Below are 19,445 nucleotides of genomic sequence, written 5' to 3'. Positions count from 1 at the left end.
ATAAACAGCGCAAGCAGCTACGCATTCCATAGCAAAATGCCCCCTGCAGACCGCGTGGTCCGCAGGGGGCATGGCGTCAAAGCCTGGCGGCTTCAGCGCATCGCGCTATCAGGCCGCGACGGTCTTCAGCGCGGCGTTCAGCGTGGCGCTGGGGCGCATCACGGCGTCGGTCTTGGCCACGTCGGGCAGGTAGTAGCCGCCGATGTCGACCGCATGGCCTTGCACCGCATTCAGTTCGGCCACGATCTTCTCTTCGTTCTCGGTCAGGGCCTTGGCCACGGGTGCGAACTGGGTTTGCAGGGCCGCATCTTCGGTCTGCGCGGCCAGGGCCTGGGCCCAATACAACGCCAGGTAGAAGTGGCTGCCACGGTTGTCCAGCTGGCCGGTCTTGGGCGATGGGCCCTTGTTGTGGTCCAGCAGCTTGCCGGTGGCGGCGTCCAGGGTCTTGGCCAGCAGCTTGGCCTTGTCGTTGCCGGTCTTGATACCCAGGTCTTCCAGCGACACGGCCAGTGCCAGGAACTCGCCCAGCGAATCCCAGCGCAGGTGGTTTTCTTCCACCAGCTGCTGCACGTGCTTGGGTGCCGAGCCGCCCGCACCGGTTTCGTACATGCCACCGCCGGCCATCAAAGGCACGATGGACAGCATCTTGGCCGAGGTGCCGAGTTCCATGATGGGGAACAGGTCGGTCAGGTAGTCGCGCAGGATGTTGCCGGTGGCGCTGATGGTGTCTTCACCGCGGATCACGCGCTCCAGGGTGTAGCGCATGGCGCGCACCTGGCTCATGATCTGGATGTCCAGACCGGTGGTGTCGTGCTCGTGCAGGTACATCTTGACCTTGGTGATCAGCTGGGCTTCGTGCGGGCGGTAGGCGTCCAGCCAGAAGACCACCGGCATGCCGGAGTTGCGCGCGCGGCTGACAGCCAGCTTGACCCAGTCGCGGATGGCGGCGTCCTTGACCTGGCACATGCGCCAGATGTCGCCGGCTTCCACGTTCTGGCTCAGCAGCACTTCGCCGGTGGCCAGGTCGGTAATGTTGGCCACGCCGTCTTCGGCGATCTCAAAGGTCTTGTCGTGCGAGCCGTATTCTTCGGCCTGCTGGGCCATCAGGCCGACGTTGGGCACCGTGCCCATGGTCTTGGGATCGAAGGCGCCATGCCATTTGCAGAAGTTGATGATTTCCTGGTAGATGCGGGCAAAGGTCGATTCGGGCATCACGGCCTTCACGTCCTTCAGGCGGCCGTCGGCGCCCCACATCTTACCGCCGCTGCGGATCATGGCGGGCATGGACGCGTCGACGATCACGTCGTTGGGCGAATGGAAGTTGGTAATGCCCTTGGCCGAATCCACCATGGCCAGCTCGGGGCGGTGCTCGTGGCAGGCGTGCAGGTCGCGCTTGATCTCGTCCTGCTTGCTTTGCGGCAGGCTGGTGATCTTGTCGTACAGATTGGCCATGCCGTTGTTGACGTTCACGCCCAGTTCGTCGAACAGCTTGGCGTGCTTCTCGAACGCGTCCTTGTAGAAGATCTTCACGCAGTGGCCGAAGACGATGGGGTGCGACACCTTCATCATCGTGGCCTTGACGTGCAGCGAGAACATCACACCGGTCTTGTGCGCGTCTTCGATTTCCTTTTCGTAGAACTCGACCAGCGCCTTCTTGCTCATGAACATGCTGTCGATGACTTCACGGTCCAGCAACGACACCTTGGGCTTGAGGATGACGGTCTTGCCGCTCTTGGTGATCAGCTCCATCTTCACGTCACGCGCCTTGTTCAGCGTGATGGACTTTTCGCCATGGTAGAAGTCGCCATGGTGCATGTGCGACACATGCGAACGCGAAGCCTGGCTCCACTCGGCCATGCTGTGCGGGTTCTTGCGGGCGTATTCCTTGACCGCCTTGGGGGCGCGGCGGTCGGAGTTGCCTTCGCGCAGCACCGGGTTCACGGCGCTGCCGGTGCACTTGGAATAGCGCGCGCGGATGGATTTTTCTTCGTCGTTCTTCGGATCTTCAGGGAAGTCGGGAATCGCGTAGCCCTTACCCTGCAGTTCCTTGATACAGGCTTGCAGCTGGCCCACGGAGGCACTGATGTTGGGCAGCTTGATGATATTGGTATCGGGCAGCAGGGTCAGGCGGCCGAGTTCGGCCAAGGTGGCGGGAACCTTTTGTTCGTCGGACAGGAATTCGGGGAACTCAGCCAGCACGCGGGCCGCCACCGAGATGTCGCTGGTCACCACGTCGATACCGGCAGCAGCGGTAAAAGACTGGACGATGGGCAGCAGCGAATAGGTCGCCAACCGCGGCGCTTCGTCGGTCAGGGTGTAGATGATCTTTGATTTTTCGGCAGACATGGGTGACCTCTCAGGCAATAAACAAAATGGGGAAGCCGTTTAAAGCGGCTAAACAGGGTCGCTCCTGCGACATTCAGCGACATAGAGTCTACTTTAGGGCCGCCCCGAAAATCGATTTCAGCATGAAGTCATGTCGTAGAGCGTGGGCATGTGGGCTTACGCCGCAAGCGAATCCGTCGACACCTGGGAGGCGACACGTATAGTTTTTTCCGACATATGAAGCTGCACCCGAGCTGGGGCCACTTGGAAAGACCCCTGTTTCCCCACGCGCTAGGCAAATAATTTGGGGTAAGCTATTTCGGCACCCAGCCGGTGCAGCCCGTTATTGCGTTCAACGCCTTCTATCCATGCCCCAACCTCTCATTACCGCGATTGTTTCGACATACAGCGCCGAACGTTTTATGCGCAGTTGTCTGGAGGATCTGGTCGCGCAGACCCTGTTCAGCGAAATGGAGGTGTTGGTGATTGACAGTGGCTCTCCGCAAGGGGAGAGCGCTATCTGCGAGGAGTTTGTGCGCAGGTATCCGCAAATTAAGCTCATACGCACCGAGCGTGAACCTTTGTATGTGGCATGGAACCGCGCCATCCCGTTGGCCAGTGGGCAATACCTGACCAATGCCAACACCGATGACCGCCACCACCCCGACTTCATGGCGACAATGGTTGCCGCACTGGACAGCCATCCCGAGGCCGCGTTGGCGTATGCGGACCAGCTGATCAGCCATACGGAAAACGAGAGCTTTGCCGAATGCGAGAGCCGTGGCGCCAAGCTGCGCCGCTGGCCCGACTACACACCAGAGGACTTATTGCTGCGCTGCATTACCGGGTCGCAGCCGGTGTGGCGCAAATCGCTGCACAGTGCGCTGGGCGTTTTTGATACCGGTTACCGCATCGCAGCCGATTACGATATGTGGCTGCGGTTCGCCAGCCAGCACCCGCTGCTGCATGTTCCCAAAGCCTTGGGCGTGTTTTTTGATTCCCCTCACACCATCTCGGGGGCGAGCAACCAAGTTCATGTCAATTTGGAAACACTGGCAATCCAAAAAACCTATGTCGATCATCCGAATTGGCGTGGTATTCCAAAAATGCGCAAGCGTTTAGCGGCAGAGCTGTTTGGCCGGGGTTACCAGCATATTGAACGCGACCACAACGTGCAGGCGGCGCAGCCTTTTATCCGGGAAGCGCTAAAACTGGACCCTACCAATCTTCGATTTTTGAAAACTTATGCCGTCCGCTGTCTTGCGGGCATCCAATAAAGGGCATAGAGTGAAAAAATATTTAATCACCGGATTCTCTGGTTTTGTAGGGCGTCATTTTCTAGACTACTTAAACAGCTTGAATGAACCCATTTCCGTGCTGGGAATTGACAGGGATGCAGTCAACTTTGACTTCAACCAGTTTGGCAATCTGGAGTGTGCATTCAAGAAGGCCGATTTATTGCAAAGCCATGAGTGGGAGCCCTTGATTGAGCTGTTTCAGCCAGACTACATCGTGCATTTGGCATCTTTTAGCAGTGTGGCGTTCAGCTGGGTGAACCCCATTCAGAGTTTTGCCAACAATACCAATGTATTTTTGAATCTTCTGGAGACGGTACGCAAAGTTAATCCCCGCTGCCGTATTTTGTCGATTGGCTCTTCTGAGGAATACGGCGCTTGCGCCTTGGACCAATTGCCTTTGACCGAAGACGCCAAGCTCAACCCCGTCAGCCCTTATGCGGTGGCTCGTGTGTCCCAAGAACTGTTGTCCACGGTGTATGTCGATGGATTTGGCTGCGACATTGTGATGACCCGTTCATTCAACCACATCGGCCCCGGACAGCTGGATACTTTTGTTATTTCTTCATTCGCCCGCAAGCTATTGGCTATACAAAACGGCAGTGCAGATGCCGTCATGTTGACCGGCGACACCACGATCGTGCGCGACTTTGTGGATGTGCGGGACGTTGTGCGCGCGTATGACCAGCTTTTGCGACAAGGTCGTTCTGGCCATATCTACAACATCTGCAGTGGCACCGGCGTGGCATTGAAGTCGGTGATTGACCAGATGGCGTCCATTCTGGGTATTTCAGTCGTCCAAAAAATAGACCCTCAACTGGTTCGGCCCAATGACAACAAGGCCATTATTGGGTCCTTAAAAAAAATCAACGATGAAATTGGGTGGGCACCAAGCATTCCATTGGACACCAGCCTACGAGACATCTTGAATTACTGGCGCAACAAATCCCTCGCATGAAAATACTTTATGACCACCAAGCCTTTGAAATGCAGAAGTTCGGGGGTATTTCTAGGTACTTTTGCGAGCTTATTACCCAGCTGGACAACAACCCTGCCGCCTCGGTAGAGGTCGCCATACAGTATTCTCAGAACGAATATTTAAAGGACACTCGATTTGGATTGATCGCACAGGAAAACCCCGATAGCTACGACAATTTCATGAGGGGGCGCGATTTTCGTGGCAAATGGAACCTCTATGCCGCAAGAAACAAGTTGCGCAAACCCATTGACGCCGAGGCAGTCAACAAGCAGGTGGCTATTGCCGCGTTACAAAGGCAAGATTTTGATGTCTTCCACCCCACGTATTACGACGATTATTTTTTGCCCTACATCGGCAATAAGCCATTCGTTTTAACCGTGTATGACATGATCCACGAGATCTACCCCGAGTATTTCAATCTGGCGGACCGTACCTCAGACCGTAAACGCAGGCTGGCCCAGAAGGCCCACAAGATCCTCGCCATATCCGAGTGCACAAAAAAAGACCTGGTGCAGTTTTTTGGCATACCCGCTGACAAAGTAGAGGTGGTCCACCTGGCCAGCTCCATGGGTGCCGCAGCCATTCCAACTGTCCGCCCATCTGCGCCAACGACGCTGCCCGCGCGGTATGTGCTGTTTGTCGGATCTCGGACAGTCTATAAAAACTTCTTCTTCTTTATTAACAGCATACGCACGCTATTGGCTGCCGACCCGGGCCTGCACATTGTCTGCACCGGGGCCGGGTTCAACAAGAACGAGCGTGTGTTCTTCGAGATACACGGCCTGGCAGACCGGGTGCACCACCGCGCGGCCAACGACGCCGAGCTGCAAGCGCTCTACCAGCAGGCGCAGGTGTTTGTGTTTCCGTCGCTTTACGAAGGATTTGGCCTGCCGGTGCTGGAAGCCTTCAGCTGCGCCTGCCCCACCGTGCTGGGCAATGCCGGCTCCCTGCCGGAAATCGGTGGTGACGGCGCTTTGTACTTCGAACCTAAAGATGCCCAGTCGGTCCGTCTAGCGATGTCCCAAGCACTCTACGACCAACCGTTGCGCGCCGAACTGATCGCACGAGGACACCGTCGCCTTGCGCTATTTACCTGGGACAAAACCTGCCGTGACACAGAGATCGCTTACCGCGATCTGTTGGGTCCACAAGCCGCACCCGCAACCGGGACCCACACTACTTGAGTGCCATCAAGAGCGTCGCCACCCGCTGACGCACGACCCTCGACTGGCGCTGGCGGGCTACACCAATAGCCGCCACATATCGGTTATTGCGGATATGGGCGACCTGCTTGCCAATGCCAGGGCCCCGTACGGTTCATCCTTCGTTTGAAGGATGCTTCTAGCCCGATTGGACCGTAGACTGCCTCCGCGCTTACCAGAACTTTACTTTTCGCAAAAGAAGGCGCACTGTTTAGAAGCTGCGTATTTGGCAATTAGTGGGCAAAAACCGCGCTTTTTTGCGCCGCGCGCCCTCCTGCCACAGCGGATGTCCGCGCTGTGCCCACCCTGCCAGTCCTGCAGCAGCGTGGATATTCCTTTTCCTTCACTGGGGGATGGCAATGGCACATCGGCACTGGCACACGACGACCCGCTGGCTCCTATTGCTGGGCGGCTTGCTCCTCGCAGCATGCTCCCGAGGCCCCCAACCCGGTGCGGTGCTGGACGAGGCCAAGCTCGCCGGCCGCGACGGCAAGAGCTTTCCGCATGCGGCCGAGGACTACTTCCACGACATGGACGGCGCGCTGGTGCTGTCGCCGCAAGAGGTGGCCGGGCGCAATATGTGGATCGTCTGGACCGGTGGCAACGACCGCCTGTGGGACCACATGACGGACTTCACCTTCGGTGCCTTCGACCTGCTGAAATCCATCAGCTCGCACCCCAGCCAGGGCTATTCGCGGGCCAATCGCTGGGAATACCTGGGCCTGGTCAACGAGCCCTGCTTCGGCAAGGCCAGCGGTCCCGACAAGGCCCGCCACGGCCTGTGGCTGGACGTGCGCAGCAAGGACTGCGCGCCCGACCCGTTCGAAGACGCCACCAAGTACCCGGGCGTCGCCATCGGCGCGCGCGGCAAGCCGCTGGGCGATGGCAGCACGCTGCCAGTCGGCTCGTACTACGGCGAAGCCACCGGCATCGTGGGGCTGCGCCTGTTCCCGAATCCGGCATTTGACGAAAAAGCCGCCAAGGCCTGGGACGCCGAGAAGTACTACACCGACCCCCAGTACTACAACCGGCAGGACCTGGTGCGGCCCTACCGGGTCGGCATGTCCTGCGGCTTCTGCCATGTAGGCCCGAGCCCGGTGAACCCGCCCAGCGACCCAAATGCGCCGGCGTTCGCCAATCTCAGCTCCTCGGTGGGTGCGCAGTACATGTGGGTGGACCGGCTGTTCATCCACAACGCCAACAAGCCCGAGGGCCAGAAGAACTACATGTACCAACTGGCGCACAGCTTCCGCCCCGGTGCCATGGACACCTCGCTGATCTCCACCGACAACATCAACAACCCGCGCACCATGAACGCGGTGTACGACTTCATGGCCCGCATGGGCACGGCCAAGCAGCTGTGGCATGAAAAGCTCAGCGGCGGCGAGCTGGACAACAAGCAGTTCAACGACTACATCGCCAGCGGCCCGCTGAGCGAGTTCTTTGACAAGGCCAGCGGCACCGTACGCACCCCGCATGTGCTGAAGGACGGCGCCGATTCGGTGGGCCTGCTGGGCGCGCTGAACCGGGTCTACCTGAACATCGGCCTGTTCAGCGAAGAATGGTTGCTGCACTTCAACGCCGTGGTCGGCGGCAAGACCGTCACCCCGATACGCATCGCCGACGCCCAAAAGAACTCGGGCTACTGGCAGGCCACCGAAGCCGGCACGCCGAACACCGCACTGTTCTTCCTCAAAGCCGCCCAGCCCGACCGGTTGAAGGATGCACCCGGCGGCAATACATTCCTGGCCGAAGATGCCACCACGGTAGAGCGCGGCAAAGCGGTGTTTGCCGATACCTGCGCGCGCTGCCATTCCAGCAAAGCCCCCACCCCACCGCCGGACCTGGGCCTGGAGCCACAGAAGTGCGCAGGTGTCGGCTACCTGGCCTGCTTCAAGCGCTACTGGGGCTGGACCCAGACCGAGGCCTACAAGAGCCCGATGCGCCAGATCGTGCTGGCGCCCGACTTCCTGCAGGGCAACTACCTGTCGACCGAGGCGCGCATCCCGTCCACCCTGCTGCGCACCAATGTATGCAGCCCACTGGCCACCAATGCGCTGGGCGGCAACATCTGGGACAACTTCTCGTCCAGCTCGTACAAGCAGCTGCCCTCGGTCGGCACGGTCACGCTGAACGACCCGTTCACCGGCGCCCTGTTGCCCTACACCATGCCGGCCGGTGGCCGCGGCTATACCCGCGTGCCCTCGCTGATCGGCCTGTGGTCTACCGGGCCGTATCTGCTGAACAACACCGTCGGGCCGTTTGAATCCAGCCCCTCGGTCGCCAGCCGCATGAAAGTGTTCGACGCTTCCATAGAACAGATGCTGTGGCCCGAGAAGCGCGAACGCGATGCCGAGCTGGGCGACAAGCTGCCCGGCACCATAGACCGCACCACCCAGCGCAGCGAGGTGGTGGTGCCCGCCGGCTATGTGCCCGACGCACTGCAGCCCCTGCAAGGTACGCTGCACCGCTGGCTGCCCTGGCTGGTGGGCGCGGGCGAAGACATCACGCTCGGCCCCATCCCCAAGGGCATGCCGGTGAACCTGATCGCCAACCTCAAGCTGCGCGCCGAAAGCGACGACGTGGGCGACAAGCTGGCCCATGTGCGCAATGTGGGCGAGCTGGTGCTCAAGCTCAAGGCCGACCTGGCCACCGCGCCCAAGGACGCCAGCGACCAAGAACTGCGCGCCAAGTTCGCCAACCTGCGCGAGCCCATGCTGCGCCTCAGCAAGTGCCCGGACTTCGTGGTGAATCGCGGCCACTACTTCGGCACGGCCGAGTTCAACCAGCAAGAAGGCCTGAGCGCCGACGAAAAAGCCTTCGGCACCGAGCCGGTGCTGAGCGACGACGACAAGCGCGCGCTGATCGCCTTTCTGAAGACCTTTTAACCCATGGTGGATGCCGAAACATGCGAATGGGACTACATCATTGTGGGATCGGGCGCAGGCGGCGGCACCCTGGCGGCGCGGCTGGTGGAAGCCGGCATGCGCGTGTTTCTGCTCGAAGCCGGCGGCGACCCGCGCCTGGCCCAGGGCCCGCGCCTGCCCGAGGACTACGACGTGCCGGGCTTCCACGCCTTTGCCTGTGAGAACCCCGCCATGGCCTGGAACTTCCAAGTACGCCACTATGCCGACGAAGCCCGCCAGGCGCGCGACCCCAAATACAGCACTGAGCGCCAGGGCGTGCTCTACCCGCGCGCCGCCGCACTGGGCGGCTGCACCGCGCACAACGCCATGATCTTCATGCGGCCGCACGACTCCGACTGGGACCAGATCGCCACCCTGACCGGCGATCCCAGCTGGCGCGCGCCGCAGATGCAGCGCTACGCCCAGCAGCTGGAAAACTGCCACCACCGCCCGATCTGGCGCGGATTGCGCAGGCTCGGGCTGGACCCCACCGGCCACGGCTGGAACGGCTGGCTGCAGACCGAGCGCCCGGTGCCGCTGGAAGCCCTGGGCGACCCGCAAATGCGCGGCCTGGTGGGCCAGACCGCACGCAACTTCACCCGCGAGCTGCCGACCCCGCTGCGCAGCGCCCTGCGCTGGCTGCGCGGCAAGGGCGACCCCAACGCCCGGCCCTGGGGCGGCGGCAGCTTCGAAGGCCTGTGCTACACACCGCTGTCCACCGCCGACGGCAGCCGCACCGGCGCCCGTGAACGGGTATTGCAGGCCGCGACCCGGCACCCGGAGCGGCTGCACATCGAGCTGCACGCCCTGGCCACGCGGGTGCTGCTGGATGGGCAGGGCAAGGCCTGCGGCGTCGAATTCCTGAAGGGCGAGCGCCTGTACCGCGCCCATGCGGCGACCAGCAGCATCCCCGGCCGGCGCAAGCAGGTGCGGGCCAGGCGCGAGGTTATTCTGTGCGGTGGCGCCTTCAACACCCCGCAGCTGCTGATGCTGTCCGGCATCGGCCCGGCCGACGCCCTGCACAGCCACGGCATTCCCCTGCAGGTCGACCTGCCCGGCGTCGGCCGCAATCTGCAGGACCGCTACGAGGTGGCCGTCACCCACCGCATGCAACGCCCCTGGCAGATGCTGTCCAAGGCCCGCTTCGCGCGCGGCGACCCGCAGTGGCAGCGCTGGAACGAGCTGCGCGCCGGCATGTACGCCACCAACGGCGCGGCCCTTGGGCTGGTGCGCAAATCCGACCCCACGCTGCCCGAGCCCGACATCTTCTGCATGGCCCTGCCCGCACGCTTCGAAGGCTATGCACCCGGCTTCGCAGAGCTGATCCGCCAGCACGCCGATAGCCTGACCTGGGCCGTGCTCAAGGCCCATACCTTGAACCGCGCCGGCAGCGTCAGCCTTCGCTCGGCCGACCCCTGCGACATGCCGCTGGTCAACTTCCGCTACTTTGAAGAAGGCAGCGATAGCACTGGCGGTGACCTGCAGTCCGTCGTACAGGCCATCCGGTTTGTACGCGGCCTGACCGCCCCCCCGCAGGCCCGCGGCCTGATCGCCGAAGAATGCCTGCCCGGCCCCGGCGTGCAGAGCGACGCGGCCCTGGCCGACTATGTGCGCAACACCGCCTGGGGCCACCATGCGTCCTGCTCCTGCCCGATCGGCCCGGCGGCCGACGGTGGGGTGCTGAACAGCCGGTTTGCGGTGCACGGCACGCGCGGCCTGCGGGTGGTGGACGCATCGGTGTTCCCGCGGATTCCCGGCTTTTTCATCGCCGCAGCGGTCTACATGGTGGGCGAAAAAGCCGCCGATGTGCTGCTGCAGGACGCGGCCCAGACATAGCATTTTTCACAGCGGGCAACCGCACAAGGAGAAGACCATGGCATACGACGTACCGCAACTGCTGGCGATGACACAGGTCCAGCTGGACGACCTGTTCCGCTCCAGCCCGGCCGGCGAGATCCCGAATGGCGTGGCCCATGGCACGGCCATCATCGCCCCCGGCACCAAGTACACCGAAAGCATCGCCCACATCATCAACCTGTTCGGCTGGCAGGGCAAAACCTTCGACGCGCAAAAAGGCGTGCTGAAGAACAAGGTGCTGGTCTTCGGCTTCGAAGCCGTGGTAGCCAAGGTCTACAAGGACAAGAGTTGGCTGGATGGCGAGGAATGCATCGTGCTCGACTATTCCGACACCTCGCTGATCGCGCACTACATCCGCGACGAGATCCGCCTCATCGGCCCGGGCTTCTACCTGGGCAAGGTCTACTGGGGCAAGGAACGATTGATCGACTTCTGCCTGCAGTTCTAACGCCGGACACCCCGGATCTCCGCAGTGACTCCGCAGTCGCATTTCATGGTGATCGCCCCGCTGGCTACCGGCCGCGAGGACGCGCTGCGCGCCTTGCTGGCCGGCATGAACCGCAACGCCGGCATGGTCGATCCGCAGAATGCGCTGGTACCGTTCGGCCGCTTCGCGCAGCTGCACTATGCGCGCCTGGTGATGCTGGACGATGCGCTGCAGGTCGACCTGGAAACCCTGGGCCTGCCGCGCCCGCGCCTGCCCGCCTACCTGGCCTTCATGGGCGACTGCGACGGCCCGGCACGCGACTGCCTGGCCGACCTGGCGCAGCATGCGGGCGACGGGCTGCGCCGCATCTTTGCCCACTGCGCAGGCTTTGCGGCGTCAGGCGACCTGCTGGACTGGATGCTGGCGCACGACCAGCCGGTGGCCGCCAGCTACATCCACTGGGTCGGCCGCAGCGTGCGGCAGATCCGCCAGGAAAGCGCCTTGCAGCAGGTGCTGGCCGCCTGCGTGCCGCGCGAGACACTGGCATCGGAGGCCGAGGCGCTGCGCATCTGGCGAGAGCTGCGCGCCTTTGTCGAAGCCGAGCGCAGTGCCGGCCGGCTGCTGCTGACGCCCGCCGAGCCCACGCCGCTGGGCTGGACCGCGGCCAAGCTGCTGAACCTGCTGGCCCTGCCCCTGGTCGGCCTGGCCGTGCTGCCGCTGTTCGTCATCCTGCTGCCGTTGCTGGTGCAGCAGCTGCGCAGCCGCGAAATCCACGACCCCGAAATCTGCCCGCGCCCCAACCCCGCAGCATTGCAGGCGCTGCAAGACCTGGAGGACTTTGATGTGAGCAACCAATACACCGCCTTGGGCGCGGTCAAGCCCGGCCTGTTCCGACGCGGGCTTGTCACCCTGCTGCTGGTGCTGATCCAGTACGCCTGCCGCCATGTGTTCACCCGCGGCCATCTGGCGCGGGTGCAGACCATCCACTTCGCACGCTGGGCGTTTCTGGACGACAAAACCCGCGTGGTCTTCACCAGCAACTACGACGGCAGCCACCAAGGGTATATGGACGACTTCATCAACAAAGTGGCCTGGGGCCTGAACCTGGTGTTCAGCAACGGCATAGGCTGGCCGCGCACGCGCTGGCTGATCTTCGGCGGCGCGCGCTACGAGCAGCGCTTCAAGTACTTCCAGCGGCGCCACCAGATTCCCACCCAGGTCTGGTACAAGGCCTACCCCGGCCTGACCCTGGCCGATATGCGGCGCAACCAGCGCATCCGCGAAGGCCTGGAGCGCAGCTACATGAACGAGGCCCAGGCCCTGGCCTGGCTGAGGCTGCTATGAGCGGCGCACCGGTCGACCTGGACGACATCCAGGGCCTGGTCCGCTTTGGCTACAAGCACCATACCGAGGCCTGCTTTCTGCTGCTGCGCGTGACCGACCCCGTAGCCGCCCGCGCCTGGCTGGCCCGCGCGCCTGTCGCCAGCGCCGCCACCACCGAGCCCCCGCCGGCCACCGTGCTGCAGCTGGCGCTGGGCAGCGAAGGCCTGCGCGCCCTGGGCGTGGCCGAAAACACCATTGCCGGGTTCTCAGCCGAATTCCTCTCCGGCATGGGCCAGGACCCCAGCCGGGCGCGCCGGCTCGGCGACACCGGCGCCAACGCACCCGGCGCCTGGCTCTGGGGCAGCGGCACGCAGATACCGCATGTGCTGCTGATGCTGTACGCCCTGCCCGGCCATCTACCGGCCTGGCAGGCCACGGTAGAAGCGCAGTGCGCAGCCGGCTTCGAAATCATGCGCCGCCTGCCCTGCGGCGAGCTGCGCGGCAACGAGCCGTTTGGCTTTGCCGACGGTATCTCGCAGCCCATGCTCGACTGGCGCCGCGACCGCGCGGTACGCGACGCCGAGCAGCTGCGCTACACCAACCTCAGCTGCCTGGGCGAGTTCCTGCTCGGCTACCCCAACGAATATGGCGGCTACACCGACCGCCCCCTGCTCGACCCGCAGCGCGACCCGCAGGCCCTGCTGCCGCGCGCCGAAGACGCGCCGCACCGCGCCGACCTGGGCCGCAACGGCAGCTACCTGGTGATGCGCCAGCTGCAGCAAGACGTGGACGGCTTCTGGCAGGCCCTCGACCAGCTGGCCGACGGCGACCCGGCGCTGCGCGAAAAGCTGGCCACCGCCATGGTCGGCCGCACCCGCAACGGCCATCCGCTGCTGCCCACCGCCAAAAGCTCGCCGCCCGACCTGAACGCCTTTACCTACAGCGAAGACCCGCGCGGCACCCTGTGTCCGCTGGGCGCCCATATACGGCGCGCCAACCCACGCACTGCCGACCTGCCGCCGGGCGACCCCGGCATGGTGTCCTGGCTGATGCGCACCCTGGGTTTCGACGCCCAGTCGCTGGAACAGGACCGCGTGGCCTCCACCCGCTTCCACCGCCTGCTGCGCCGCGGCCGGGCTTACCACCAGGCCCAGGGGCCGGACGGGGCCGAAACCGGCCTGCACTTCATCTGCCTGGGCGCCAGCATTGCGCGCCAGTTCGAATTTGTGCAGGGCGCCTGGCTGCACGCGCCGCACTTCGACGGCCTGCGCAACGAGAGCGACCCGCTACTGGGCAGCCGCGCACCCGCGGCCGACGGCACGGCCACCGACAGCTTTTCCATCCCCCAGGCGCAGGGCGCCGACCAGCGCCTGCCGGGGCTGCCGCAGTTCGTCACCCTGCGCGGCGGGGCCTACTTTTTCCTGCCAGGCATCCGCGCGCTGCGCTACCTGGCAAGCCAAGGAGCTGCGCCATGAACTCCAACACCAGCCGGCCCGTGCCGCGTGCCAACACCGGCTCGGCGCTGCGCAACTGGGTCTCCGACACCTCGCTGGCGCTGATCCAGCTGCAGCGCCGTTTCGACCCGTTTCTGCGCCCGGCCTTCGAAGCCCTGCTGCTGGAGCCGCTGACCCGGCTGACCACCGCGCTGATCAACGCCCAGCGGCCAAACGAAGGCCTGCAGATTGCCGAAGAACGGCTGCTGCCCGGCGAAGAGGAATGCGTGGCATCCATCATCCGCAGCTTCAACCTGCAGATGCGCGCGCTGTGGAAGCCCGGCGGCTTCGAGCGCGGCGGCAACACCAAGACCCAGGGCATCGTGCGCGCCGAGTTCATCGTCCACGACAAGCTGCCCCCAGCGCTGCGCCATGGCATTTACGCCACGCCGCGCAGCTACCCGGCCTGGGTGCGCTTCTCCGGCCCCGGCCCGTATGTCACGCCCGACATCGACGATGTGGGCTTCATGAGCATCAGTGTCAAGCTGATGGACGTGCCCGGCCCCAAGCTGATGGACGAGGAAAAGTTTACGCAAGACATGTTCGGCGTGTCGCCACCCACCTTCGTCACACCGGACGTGATCGCCAACGCCCAGCTGCAGCTGGAGAGCCTGAAGAACGCGCAGATCTTCTACTTCTTCAACCTGCACCGCCCGCATGTGCTGGACGCCATCATGCAAGGCCTGTGGACCAAGACCCAGAGCAGCCCGCTGGAGGCGCCCTACTTCAGCTGCGTGCCCTACTTGCTGGGCGAGGGCCAGGCCATGCAGTACTCGTTCTGGCCTAAGAGCAAGAAACGCACGCCGATTCCGCGCCTGCCGCTGCGACCGCCCGACGACTACCTGCGCCAGGCCATGGTCCAGTCTTTGGCAGATGGCGATGTGGAGCTGGATGTGCGCCTGCAGCTGCAGACCGACCCGCATTTAATGCCGATAGAGAACGCCGCGGTGCTCTGGCCCGAGCGCCTGTCGCCGCGCATCTCGGCCGCCACCTTGCGCATTCCGCGCCAGCAGTTCGACTCGCCCGCGCAGATGGAATTTGCCAAGCGCCTGTCGTACAACCCCTGGCACAGCATCCCCGAGCACCGGCCGCTGGGCAACCAGAGCCGGGCCCGCAAGCGCATGTACTACGAACTATCGCAGCTGCGCCACCAGATGAACGCCGTGCCGCACTTCGAGCCCACCGGGGACGAGGTGTTTTGATCCGTCTTTTTTTACATAAGAAATAAGCCGCTGGCGCAATCAACACCTGCGGCAGCCGCTACTTTTTAGATAGCAAACGGCGGCGCAGGCCTAGGCGTCTTCCACGCCCAGGGCCGCCAGGCCCAAAGGCAGCAGCAGGATGAAGCTGGCGAGGGCTGCGGCCATGCTGCCAAACAACACGCCGGACGCAATCACCAGACCGCTGACCGCCAGGCTACCGGCGATCCGCTCCAGCGCGCTGGGCCGCAGCAGCCCCAGCGACACGTAAAAGCAGCCGAGCACCAAGCCGGCCCCCAGCAGCCAGCCCAGAGACCAGAGCAAGCCGATCAGCAAGGACATCAGCAGCGCCGTGGCAATCGCCATGGCCGGCGGCGCATAGGTTTGCTCCATCAGCAAGGCCGTGCGAGATGGCCAATCGGATCGGGCAAATAAGGGCATGGGGACTTCTCCAGAGCGAAGCATGGATCATCCGGCCGGCGCCAGCGCCGGTTCGTCAGCCGCCTGGGTCTCTTGCTGTAGGACGCCGCCCTGCCTGGGGCAAAGCCCCGCATCCACGGCCCGCCCCTGCCGCCCTGCACGGCCTTGTCCTACAGCAAGTCTTAAGACAATCGCATTGAATGAAGCTGTACCCCGGAAAGCCGCGCCCATGACCTTGTATTTTTTGAAAGAGCTGTCTCGCAAAACAGGCGACACCTACGTCACCGACCCGGTAGAAGTTGCCTGGGTCCGGCAGCTGAAGCAGCGGGGCCTGGTGGATGCCGAGATCGGGCCGCCGGTACTCACCCAATACCCAACCAAGCCGGCGCGCTACGCCATCGTGCGCGGCCTGACCGACGCCGGGCAATCGGCGCTGGGCATACCGGCTTTCCAGCGCCTCTCGTTCTGGCGCCAGATATTCGGCCTGAAACCCGAGCCGCCGCCGGGAAGCCGCCGTAACGACACGGCTGTAACGGAAAAAACCGCCAACCGCTAGCCGCCAGCGCACGATCACACACCCGCACACGGAGCAGACCATGCACACCATCCAGCCCCCACCCGACGACAACGACCAGCTGTCCATGCTGGGCGAAGAAGACCCCGGCTCGGCCTTCGACCCGACCTTCCACGCCGAAGACAACAACCCGGCACCGCCTGCCGCGCGGCCCGGCATGCAGCACCTGGTATGGACCGGCCTGGTCCTGCTGCTGGGCGGGCTGGCTGTGCAGCGCTGGACATCCGGCCGACGCCGCCGCTAGCCAACCTGTCGGCCGAAATGGGCGAAGGTGGTCGCCGGGGCTTTTACAATCGCGCCCCGCTTACTGTCCACTCCGCCCCAAAATGAATATCACGGTCAACGAAGAACTGCTTGCCTACATCGATCCGCTGACCCCGGACGAACACGCTGCGCTGGAGCGCAGCATCCTGGCCGAGGGCTGCCGCGACGCGCTGGTGCTGTGGGGCGACGTGCTGGTCGACGGCCACAACCGCTACGGCATCTGCCAAAAGCACAGCCTGCCCTTCAACACCGTGCAGAACGCCAGCTTCCAATCGATGGACGACGTACACCTCTGGATGATCGACCAGCACCTGGGCCGCCGCAGCGTGTCCGACTTCCAGCGCGGCGTGCTCGCGCTGCGCAAAAAAGACATCCTGGCCAGCCGCGACCAGCCAGCCAAGGTGGAAGCACCCGCCGACACCAGCGGCCCCGCGCCCTGGGAGGAATCGGCTGCACCCGCCCCGGCCCCCGCCGCCGAGCCAGCGCTGACCCGCGAAGCCCTGGCCAAGGCCGCGCGCATCAGCAGCAACACCATCAGCCAGATCGAGAAGATCCAGAAATCCGCCACGCCCGAGCTGGTAGCGGCGGTGAAGTCGGGCACGATCTCCATCAACACCGCGGCCACTGTGGCCAGCCTGCCGGCCGAAGCCCAGCTGGCTGCCGCCGCCGGCGGCAAGAAAGAGCTGCAGCAAGCCGCCCGCCAGGTGCGCAACGCCAAGGCCGTGGAGCGCACCGAACCCGAGTCGCCCGAAGGCATCATCGCCCGGCTGAAGCAGACCGTAGCCGAGCTGACCGCCGAGAACGCGGCCCTGCGCGCCCAGCTGGCCGAGCAGATGGCTTGATGCAAATTTAAGAAAAAACGGGCTCTGGCGCAGGCAACACCTGCGCCAGCAGCTATCAACAAGATAGCAGCTAGTCCGACCGCCCGGTTTGGCGAAACTGCTGCAGCTGGGCCGATGCCTGCTGCAGCTCCGCCTGCAGCCAGGCCTTGAATGTCTGCAGCGGCGGCCAGTCGCGGTGCTCCGGGGGGTGGACCAGCCAGTAGGCGTCATACGCCTCGGTGCCCAGCGCCAGCGGCGATAGCTGCACCAAACGGCCGGCGCGCAGGGCATCGGCGGCCACCAGCTCGCGGCCCAGGGCGATGCCCAGGCCCTGCTCCGTGGCCTGCAGCATCAGGCCCATGTCGTTGAACACCGCAATCGGCTGGATGCGCACCCGGTGCCCGGCCAGCGCAAACCAGGCCTCCCAGCATTCACTGGTACCCAGCAAGGACTCCTGCAGCCAACTGGCCGGATCGCTGCCCGCCAGGCGTTGGGCAATCGCCGGGCAGGCCAGCACCACCTGCTGCGAGTCGATCAGGCACTCGCCCTCCAGCCCGCGCCACGGGCCCTTGCCCTGGCGCACCGCCGCGTGGAAACCCTCGCGGCCCAGGTCCACGGCCGTTTGCGAGGTGTGCAGCTCTACCGATATGCCAGGCTGCAGCGCCCGCCATGCGGCCATGCGCGGCATCAGCCAGTGCTGGGCAAACGACGGCGACACGGTGATCCGCAGATGCTGCTGCGCGCCCCGCACCGCCAGCGCGCCGGCCCGCGCGCCTTCGTCAATCTGGGCCAGCGCGGGCTCCACCGCCCGCAGCAGCGCGGCGCCGGCCGCGTTCAGCACCACCCGGCGGCCGGGCCGGTCGAACACGGCATAGCCGAGCTGCTGTTCCAGCAGGCGGATCTGCTGGCTGATCGCGCTGTGCGTCAGGTGCAGCTGCTCGCCGGCCGCGCGCAGGTTACCCAGCGCAGCCACGGCCACAAAGGTAGGCAAGGTTTGCAGGGGGATACGGGCCATGCTGGTAAGTATAAGCAACCAGACTTGGCAGAAATGAGCGCTTTTATCGGCTGTGGTGGACACCTATGCTTACCACACCCGATAAAGAGCAGCTTCCATGGACTACGCCAACACTTCCGTTCCCGCCCCCGACCGCCTGCTCCCCGGCCTGCGCCATGCGCTGCTGCAGGCCTGGCGCAACGCTACCGCCTGGCGGCGCCCCGCCGAGCCGCCGCTGGGCGAACTCGGCGCCCATCTGCTGCGCGACATCGATGTGCCCGGGCGCATCCCCGGCAAGCTGCGCGAGCAGGTTGAACTGGCCCGCTACGACCGCCGCCAACAGTACGATAAATATTGATAAAAACAGGCTCTGGCGCATACAGAACCTGCGCCAGCAGCTATTTAATCAATAGCAAACCATCTAAGGCTTGTCGGCGGCGGGTGGGGTCACTTTCGGCGCCAGATCGACGCCGCTGAGCTTGCCGATGATCTCTGGCAGCATGGGCACATACGACTGGCCAGCACCGCCGCCCACGGCCAGCGCGAACGCATTTTTCACCGCATTGCCCAACGGATTCGCCACGCCGGCGGCGTCGGCCATGGATTCCAGATAGCGCAAGTCCTTGAAGGCGTTTTGCAGTGTGAACTTGTGCGCCTCCTTGTTGCCGTCCAGCACATAGCCCATGAAGGTCTGGTAGAAGCCGCAGTCCATGCGGCCGCCGCGGATCACCGAGTCCACGCGCTGCGGCGTGATGCCGACCGCCTGCGCCACGGCCATGGCCTCCGAGTACAGCGCCGCGTAGCCCAGCGAGATGAAGTTGTTCACCAGCTTCATGCGGTGCCCGTCGCCCGGGCCGCCGATGTGCACTACCTTGCCGGCCCAGGTGGCCAGAATCGGCTGGATGCGCTCAAAAGTGGCCTGATCAGCGCCGACCATGGTGTCCAGCGTACCGGCCCAGGCTTCCTTGGGCGTGCGGCTCAGCGGCGCATCCACCAGGGTGATGCCCAGCGGCGCCAGCTCGGCCGCCAGCGCTACGGTGGAGGTCGGGTCGGCGGTCGAGCAATCGACCAGCACCGAACCCGGGCGCAGGCTCTGCCCCAGGCCGTTCGGACCGCGGATGAGGTCTTCCACGTCTTTGGAGCCGGTGACGCACAGAAACACCACCGTGGCCTGGGCCGCCAACGCCGGCAGCGAGTCGGCCTGCCGGGCGCCACGCTGCAGCAAGTCGTCCACCGCGGCCGAGGGCTTGCGCGCGTAAATGCTCAGCGGATAGCCCTTGTCCACGATGTTCTTGGCCATGCCGTGGCCCATCAGGCCCAGGCCGATAAAGCCGATTTGTTCACGCGTCTGTTCCATGTCTGCCTT

The 19,445-nt window shown here is 64.1% G+C and carries 17 protein-coding genes; 13 read left to right on the top strand and 4 right to left on the bottom strand.

The window, feature by feature from the left end:
* Positions 1–108 precede the first annotated feature (108 nt).
* Positions 109–2,346, bottom strand: coding sequence for an NADP-dependent isocitrate dehydrogenase (locus J2X19_RS12045; protein ID WP_310373351.1), 2,238 nt, complete (start codon positions 2,344–2,346; stop codon positions 109–111).
* A gap of 347 nt (positions 2,347–2,693) precedes the next feature.
* Here J2X19_RS12045 and J2X19_RS12040 point away from each other — a divergent pair, with 347 nt between their 5' ends.
* The 9 genes from J2X19_RS12040 (at position 2,694) to J2X19_RS12000 (ending at position 15,009) form a co-directional block, all read left to right on the top strand.
* Complete coding sequence (locus tag J2X19_RS12040; protein WP_116603597.1) at positions 2,694–3,602, top strand: glycosyltransferase; 909 nt, start codon at positions 2,694–2,696, stop codon at positions 3,600–3,602.
* Entirely contained in the window at positions 3,571–4,578 is a 1,008-nt protein-coding gene (locus tag J2X19_RS12035; RefSeq protein WP_310373349.1) for a GDP-mannose 4,6-dehydratase, read from the top strand. Before J2X19_RS12040 ends, J2X19_RS12035 begins: the two co-directional genes overlap by 32 nt.
* Positions 4,575–5,783, top strand: a complete 1,209-nt coding sequence (locus tag J2X19_RS12030) for a glycosyltransferase family 4 protein (RefSeq protein WP_310373347.1) — start codon at positions 4,575–4,577, stop codon at positions 5,781–5,783. The genes J2X19_RS12035 and J2X19_RS12030 overlap by 4 nt, the downstream gene beginning before the upstream one ends.
* A gap of 431 nt (positions 5,784–6,214) precedes the next feature.
* Positions 6,215–8,689, top strand: coding sequence for a hypothetical protein (locus tag J2X19_RS12025; protein WP_310373346.1), 2,475 nt, complete (start codon positions 6,215–6,217; stop codon positions 8,687–8,689).
* Between the two features lie 3 nt (positions 8,690–8,692).
* On the top strand, positions 8,693–10,543 hold the full coding sequence (locus J2X19_RS12020) for a GMC family oxidoreductase (protein ID WP_310373344.1): 1,851 nt from the start codon (positions 8,693–8,695) through the stop codon (positions 10,541–10,543).
* 37 nt (positions 10,544–10,580) lie between these two features.
* Complete coding sequence (locus J2X19_RS12015; protein WP_116603602.1) at positions 10,581–11,012, top strand: hypothetical protein; 432 nt, start codon at positions 10,581–10,583, stop codon at positions 11,010–11,012.
* A gap of 45 nt (positions 11,013–11,057) precedes the next feature.
* Positions 11,058–12,335 (top strand): hypothetical protein, encoded by a 1,278-nt coding sequence (locus tag J2X19_RS12010; RefSeq protein ID WP_310373342.1) that lies wholly within the window; start codon positions 11,058–11,060, stop codon positions 12,333–12,335.
* The gene (locus J2X19_RS12005) at positions 12,332–13,789 is read left to right on the top strand and encodes a Dyp-type peroxidase (RefSeq protein WP_310373341.1); all 1,458 of its coding nucleotides are present in this window, start codon (positions 12,332–12,334) and stop codon (positions 13,787–13,789) included. Before J2X19_RS12010 ends, J2X19_RS12005 begins: the two co-directional genes overlap by 4 nt.
* Entirely contained in the window at positions 13,786–15,009 is a 1,224-nt protein-coding gene (locus tag J2X19_RS12000) for a catalase family protein (RefSeq protein WP_310373339.1), read from the top strand. The genes J2X19_RS12005 and J2X19_RS12000 overlap by 4 nt, the downstream gene beginning before the upstream one ends.
* Before the next feature lie 90 nt (positions 15,010–15,099).
* Here J2X19_RS12000 and J2X19_RS11995 read toward each other — a convergent pair whose 3' ends face one another.
* Positions 15,100–15,447, bottom strand: a complete 348-nt coding sequence (locus J2X19_RS11995) for a hypothetical protein (protein WP_116603605.1) — start codon at positions 15,445–15,447, stop codon at positions 15,100–15,102.
* 208 nt (positions 15,448–15,655) lie between these two features.
* On the opposite strand from J2X19_RS11995, the gene J2X19_RS11990 reads away from it, so the two are divergent.
* From J2X19_RS11990 to J2X19_RS11980, 3 genes are all read left to right on the top strand, one after another.
* Complete coding sequence (locus J2X19_RS11990; RefSeq protein ID WP_310373336.1) at positions 15,656–15,982, top strand: hypothetical protein; 327 nt, start codon at positions 15,656–15,658, stop codon at positions 15,980–15,982.
* A 40-nt stretch (positions 15,983–16,022) separates the two neighbouring features.
* A complete protein-coding gene (locus J2X19_RS11985) occupies positions 16,023–16,244 on the top strand; it encodes a hypothetical protein (protein WP_310373335.1) in 222 nt (73 codons plus the stop codon).
* A gap of 82 nt (positions 16,245–16,326) precedes the next feature.
* Positions 16,327–17,106 (top strand): ParB N-terminal domain-containing protein, encoded by a 780-nt coding sequence (locus J2X19_RS11980; protein WP_310373332.1) that lies wholly within the window; start codon positions 16,327–16,329, stop codon positions 17,104–17,106.
* Positions 17,107–17,176: 70 nt separating this feature from the next.
* Here the strand turns inward: J2X19_RS11980 and J2X19_RS11975 are convergent, their stop codons facing one another.
* A complete protein-coding gene (locus J2X19_RS11975; protein WP_405048667.1) occupies positions 17,177–18,112 on the bottom strand; it encodes a LysR substrate-binding domain-containing protein in 936 nt (311 codons plus the stop codon).
* 85 nt (positions 18,113–18,197) lie between these two features.
* Here J2X19_RS11975 and J2X19_RS11970 point away from each other — a divergent pair, with 85 nt between their 5' ends.
* Positions 18,198–18,437 carry a hypothetical protein gene (locus J2X19_RS11970; RefSeq protein ID WP_310373329.1) on the top strand — a complete coding sequence of 80 codons (240 nt, stop codon included), beginning with the start codon at positions 18,198–18,200 and terminating at the stop codon, positions 18,435–18,437.
* A 63-nt stretch (positions 18,438–18,500) separates the two neighbouring features.
* On the opposite strand, the gene J2X19_RS11965 is transcribed toward J2X19_RS11970, so the two are convergent.
* The gene (locus J2X19_RS11965) at positions 18,501–19,436 is read right to left on the bottom strand and encodes an NAD(P)-dependent oxidoreductase (RefSeq protein ID WP_310373326.1); all 936 of its coding nucleotides are present in this window, start codon (positions 19,434–19,436) and stop codon (positions 18,501–18,503) included.
* Positions 19,437–19,445 lie beyond the last annotated feature (9 nt).

Origin of the sequence: Rhodoferax ferrireducens (assembly GCF_031458075.1) — a bacterium.
In the GTDB taxonomy this organism is placed as follows: Bacteria; Pseudomonadota; Gammaproteobacteria; order Burkholderiales; family Burkholderiaceae_C; genus Rhodoferax_B; species Rhodoferax_B ferrireducens_A.
This window is presented reverse-complemented; position numbering and strand designations above follow the sequence as displayed.

Excerpts from the sequence above, each read along its gene's own strand:
- J2X19_RS12045 (WP_310373351.1), bottom strand. The coding sequence starts at position 2,346 with ATGTCTGCCGAAAAATCAAAGATCATCTACACCCTGACCGACGAAGCG.
- J2X19_RS12040 (WP_116603597.1), top strand. The coding sequence starts at position 2,694 with ATGCCCCAACCTCTCATTACCGCGATTGTTTCGACATACAGCGCCGAA.
- J2X19_RS12035 (WP_310373349.1), top strand. The coding sequence starts at position 3,571 with ATGCCGTCCGCTGTCTTGCGGGCATCCAATAAAGGGCATAGAGTGAAA.
- J2X19_RS12030 (WP_310373347.1), top strand. The coding sequence starts at position 4,575 with ATGAAAATACTTTATGACCACCAAGCCTTTGAAATGCAGAAGTTCGGG.
- J2X19_RS12020 (WP_310373344.1), top strand. The coding sequence starts at position 8,693 with ATGGTGGATGCCGAAACATGCGAATGGGACTACATCATTGTGGGATCG.
- J2X19_RS12015 (WP_116603602.1), top strand. The coding sequence starts at position 10,581 with ATGGCATACGACGTACCGCAACTGCTGGCGATGACACAGGTCCAGCTG.
- J2X19_RS12010 (WP_310373342.1), top strand. The coding sequence starts at position 11,058 with ATGGTGATCGCCCCGCTGGCTACCGGCCGCGAGGACGCGCTGCGCGCC.
- J2X19_RS12005 (WP_310373341.1), top strand. The coding sequence starts at position 12,332 with ATGAGCGGCGCACCGGTCGACCTGGACGACATCCAGGGCCTGGTCCGC.
- J2X19_RS12000 (WP_310373339.1), top strand. The coding sequence starts at position 13,786 with ATGAACTCCAACACCAGCCGGCCCGTGCCGCGTGCCAACACCGGCTCG.
- J2X19_RS11995 (WP_116603605.1), bottom strand. The coding sequence starts at position 15,447 with ATGCCCTTATTTGCCCGATCCGATTGGCCATCTCGCACGGCCTTGCTG.
- J2X19_RS11990 (WP_310373336.1), top strand. The coding sequence starts at position 15,656 with ATGACCTTGTATTTTTTGAAAGAGCTGTCTCGCAAAACAGGCGACACC.
- J2X19_RS11985 (WP_310373335.1), top strand. The coding sequence starts at position 16,023 with ATGCACACCATCCAGCCCCCACCCGACGACAACGACCAGCTGTCCATG.
- J2X19_RS11980 (WP_310373332.1), top strand. The coding sequence starts at position 16,327 with ATGAATATCACGGTCAACGAAGAACTGCTTGCCTACATCGATCCGCTG.
- J2X19_RS11970 (WP_310373329.1), top strand. The coding sequence starts at position 18,198 with ATGGACTACGCCAACACTTCCGTTCCCGCCCCCGACCGCCTGCTCCCC.
- J2X19_RS11965 (WP_310373326.1), bottom strand. The coding sequence starts at position 19,436 with ATGGAACAGACGCGTGAACAAATCGGCTTTATCGGCCTGGGCCTGATG.